We start from the raw sequence: 4,228 nt of genomic DNA on the forward strand, positions 1-4,228 counted from the left end.
TAGGTGAATATGGTAAATGGGCCGGCGGCTTACTTGAGGGAAGGCTTCCACGTCATTCTTATCGAAATGACAAGTGGGCAGCTATTGATCAATGGAAGGCAAAGGCTATTAAAATCACTGAAGAGAAGTTAGCAGCGCCTGATTTGGGTGGAGTGCCTGAGGTTAAGGTTGACAATCAATTTGTTTATGATGGCCTTTCAATAGAAGAGCTCAGTTGGAAGCTTCCCACAGGAGGGGAGTCTCAAGGAATAGTTTTGAAACCGGACAATGCCAAAGGCAAATTGCCTGGTATTATGGCCTTTCATGACCATGGAGGTTGGAAGTATTTTGGGAAAAGGAAAATAACCCGAACAAGCGAGGAACGACACAGCATGATGGTAGACCACCAAAAAATGTATTATGAAGACCTGGCCTGGGCCAATGAAGTGGCCAAAAGGGGGTATGTGGTCATGGTATCCGATGCTTTTACCTTTGCGAGTAGAAGAGTATTGCTAAAGGATGTGCCGGAAAACTTACGGCAAGGCCTGAATGATGATAATCCGGAATTGCCGAAAAATGCCAAGGCTTATAATAAATGGGCTGCTTACAATGAAGACACCATGGCCAAATCCCTGTTTAGTGCCGGGACAAGCTGGCCGGGAGTGTTTCTAGCCGAAGACCGCAAAGCGCTGGACATATTGTGCAATCGTGAAGATGTGGATCCGGATAAAATAGGTTGCGGTGGGCTTTCAGGAGGAGGCATGCGTACGGTCTTTATGGGAGGCCTTGATCCGAGGATAAAATGTGCGGTTTGTGTGGGATTTATGACGACCTGGAAAGATTTGGTTCTGCACAAGTCCTTCACCCATACATGGATGACTTTTGCTCCCGGATTACCTCGGGAATTAGACTTTCCTGAAATTCTGGGCCTACGTGTTCCCCTGCCCACTATGGTGCTCAACTCCGTTGAAGATGGATTGTATACTTTGGAGGAAATGCAAAAAGCAGATAAAATATTGTCTGAAGTTTATAAAAAAGCCGGGGCAATTGACAAGTACCGCTGTACTTTTTATCCCGGAGGCCATCAATTCAATAAAAAAATGCAAGGAGAAGCATTTGATTGGTTTGACAAATGGCTAAAGTAAAAAAGCTTTTATTATCTTAAGGTTTTAAAATATTAAATTGACAATCCACCCCATTTTAATTGATTTATGAAAGACAACGCTATCTTTAAGAAGATTATTTTTGCCATCAGCTTGATAGGCCCGGGTTTATTTCTGATCGGATATAATATTGGAACAGGAAGCATAACTACCATGGCCAAGGTAGGTGCAGAATATGGAATGATGCTAACCTGGGCATTGCTGTTGTCCTGTATATTTACCTATGTGCTGATGGTGGCCTACGGCAAAACCACACTGGTCACCGGAAATACTGCCTTGTTTAATATCAAACATAAGTTGAAATACGGAAGTGTATTGGCGGTTTATATTATTATCGCCTTGGTCATTGGTGAGATAATGGCGCTAATGGGGATTTTTGGGATTATTGCAGATCTGATCCAAGAAGGTTCTAGGCTTATATTGGGAGGAGAAGGTTTCAGTACATTTTGGATTACCCTGGTGTTGGTGGTGGCTTTGTATTCTCTTTTTTGGTTTGGTAATTACCTGATTTTTGAAAAAGTATTGGTTTTTTTCGTGGCTTTAATGGTGCTTTCTTTTATTGTTGTTTTTGTTTTACTAAAACCGGATTTTACCACTATCGTTTCGGGTATGGCGCCTTCTATTCCCGATGAACCGGGAGTATTGCGGCTTATAGCAGCCATTGCTGGTACCACTTGTTCCGCTGCAGTTTTTATTATTAGAAGCACCGTGGTAGCAGAAAAAGGCTGGACCATAAAGGACCTAAAGCATGAAAAAAAGGATTCATTGGTTTCTGCTACCATGATGTTTATCCTTAGTGTAATCATCATGGCTGTGGCAGCAGGCACCCTGCATGTCATGGGGCTAAAGCTGGACAATACGGTAGAAATGATCAAATTATTTGAACCCATAGGTGGTGAATTTGCTGCGTTTATATTAATTCTTGGAATTGTAGGAGCAGGGATTTCCACAGTCTTTCCCATAATTTTAATAGCTCCTTGGCTAATCAGTGATTTTACCGGGAAGCCTAGGGATATCAAGTCTCCAATGTATAGATTATTGGCTTTTATTGGCATTTTGTTTGGTTTTGGCATGCAGTTTATGGAGGCAAGGCCCCCATTAATCATGGTCTTTTCCCAAGCCTTTCAAGCTTTTATTCTACCTGCAGTAGCCATTCCTGTTTTTCTCCTTATCAACAATAAAGAATTGATGAAAACCAATGTTGCGGGACTTAAAGAAAATATTGGATTGGTGGCGGTAATTCTCTTTAGCTTACTGACAGCTTATTTCGCTGTGGCAGAATTCCTTTAGAATGGATTGTAAAGCCTGTTGTCCGGCTTTAGCTAAAGTTATTAATTGAATTTTAAATTTTATGTTTCCTTATTACCCCTTGTTTTATTTGATTTGAGGGTAAGGTGCTGGTAACAAGATGTATACTAAATAATAAATGAAGATGAATAATAACAGAAGAGGTTTTTTGAAAAAGGCGAGTTTACTAGGTCTTGGAGCTTCCGGAATGACATATGTTCATGGAGTGGCCCGGGAGTGCCTGTAGGCCCCGGCCCTATGGATGATGTATTGGTTAAGGATTATGCACCCAAATCCACAATCATTGCTGAAGAAACCTTCATTCCTAAAGCGAAGTTTTCTGTTATTGATGCACACGTTCACCATTATAGCGAAATTGAAGCTGGAGGAAATCCTAAACAGGTCTTGAAAGACTGGGTGAAAACAATGGATGAAGTGGGTGTAGAAAAATCGGTGGTGCTTACTGTAGCCACAGGTAAGGAATTTGACAGGATGGTTGAATTTTATTTGACTGATTACCCGGATAGGTTTCAACTTTTTTGTGGCATCGAGATGGAAGGAATTGACAAGCCTGATTATCCAGAGAGAGCAGTAAAAGAGTTGGAACGTTGCTATAAATTAGGCGCCAAGGGAGTGGGAGAGGTGACGGACAAAGGTTTTGGTGTTTCTCGTGACCAGACTTTAGCTCCTGATGAAAGAATGCATGTTGATGACGATAGATTGGATCCATTTTGGGAAAAATGTGGAGAATTGAATATACCTGTTAATGTACACCAGGCAGACCACCCTTCAGCTTGGACGCCACCGGATGTGCATCAGGAAAGGACCCCAATATTTCAACAATTCAATAAGTATGACACAGATGGATTGACTTATGATCAGCTGGTAACTTATTTGCCCAAGTTACTGGTGAAGCACCCGGGAACTACTTTTATTGCTTGCCATATGGCCAACTTGGGCAACGATTTAAAGCGGCTCTCACAAATGCTAGATGATTTCGATAACCTCTATCTGGATATTTCTGCAAGAGATTACGAAATTGGAAGGCAACCAAGGTCTGCTGCAAAATTTATCACCAAATACAGTGATAGGGTCTTGTTTGGGACAGATATGGGACTGGACAAACAAATGTACCAAGCTTGGTGGAGGCTTTTGGAAAGTGCGGATGAGCACATGCCGGGCAGAGTGTGGTGGAGGTATTATGGTCTCGAACTCCCTGAAACTGTTTTGGAAAAATTATACCGAACCAATGCGGAGAAAGTGCTCAACTGGACCTGATTGGAAAACTAACCTGATTAGGTTTGAGACTTTATTACTGCCAAATATTTCAAGGACAAGGTCCATTTATTTTGTCCTTAGGTGTCAAACCGCGTAAACGGAAAAGGTTAAGAATACCATACTGGTTACCAATAAGATGAATAAAAGAGGGCTGATAAATTTTACCCATTTGTCAAATCCTATTTGTACCATCGCCAAAGCCGGTAATATCAAGCTTGTGGGGTTGATAAGGGCAAAAAGTCCCATTCCCAGCAGATAAGTGTCAACTATCGTTTCCCGCCCTATGTTCACTGTATCTGCTAAGGGAGCCATTATTGGCATCGTTAGCACAGCCATTCCTGAAGATGAAGGCATAAAAAAGGATAGCCCTCCATAAACAAACAACATAAAATTTGTAAATATTCCTTTGTTCATGCCTGCTGTGACATTGCTGGCATGAAATAGAATTGTATCGCTAATAAGTCCATCCTCCATTAATATGGTGATGCCCCGAGCGATACCAACAAGGAAGGCAACCCTAA

Annotated in this window: 3 protein-coding genes and 1 pseudogene; 3 read left to right on the forward strand and 1 reads right to left on the reverse strand. The window is 41.7% G+C overall.

Annotated features, from left to right (window positions below; all coding sequences use genetic code 11):
• The 3 genes from AAC037_RS20615 to AAC037_RS20625 all read left to right on the forward strand — a co-directional run.
• A partial coding sequence (locus AAC037_RS20615; protein ID WP_339905270.1) for a hypothetical protein occupies positions 1–1,124 on the forward strand: 1,124 nt, incomplete at its 5' end.
• 66 nt (positions 1,125–1,190) lie between these two features.
• On the forward strand, positions 1,191–2,432 hold the full coding sequence (locus AAC037_RS20620; protein WP_339905271.1) for an Nramp family divalent metal transporter: 1,242 nt from the start codon (positions 1,191–1,193) through the stop codon (positions 2,430–2,432).
• A 255-nt stretch (positions 2,433–2,687) separates the two neighbouring features.
• Positions 2,688–3,707, forward strand: a complete 1,020-nt coding sequence (locus AAC037_RS20625) for an amidohydrolase family protein (protein WP_339905273.1) — start codon at positions 2,688–2,690, stop codon at positions 3,705–3,707.
• An 84-nt stretch (positions 3,708–3,791) separates the two neighbouring features.
• Here AAC037_RS20625 and AAC037_RS20630 read toward each other — a convergent pair.
• Positions 3,792–4,228 (reverse strand): annotated as a pseudogene (locus AAC037_RS20630) (YfcC family protein); the annotation flags it as partial.

This window comes from uncultured Cyclobacterium sp. (genome assembly GCF_963976465.1).
Classification (GTDB): Bacteria; Bacteroidota; Bacteroidia; order Cytophagales; family Cyclobacteriaceae; genus Cyclobacterium.

What these genes read in the sequence shown, in the direction of transcription:
- AAC037_RS20620 (WP_339905271.1), top strand. Translation starts at nt 1,191, where the DNA reads ATGAAAGACAACGCTATCTTTAAGAAGATTATTTTTGCCATCAGCTTG.
- AAC037_RS20625 (WP_339905273.1), top strand. Translation starts at nt 2,688, where the DNA reads ATGGATGATGTATTGGTTAAGGATTATGCACCCAAATCCACAATCATT.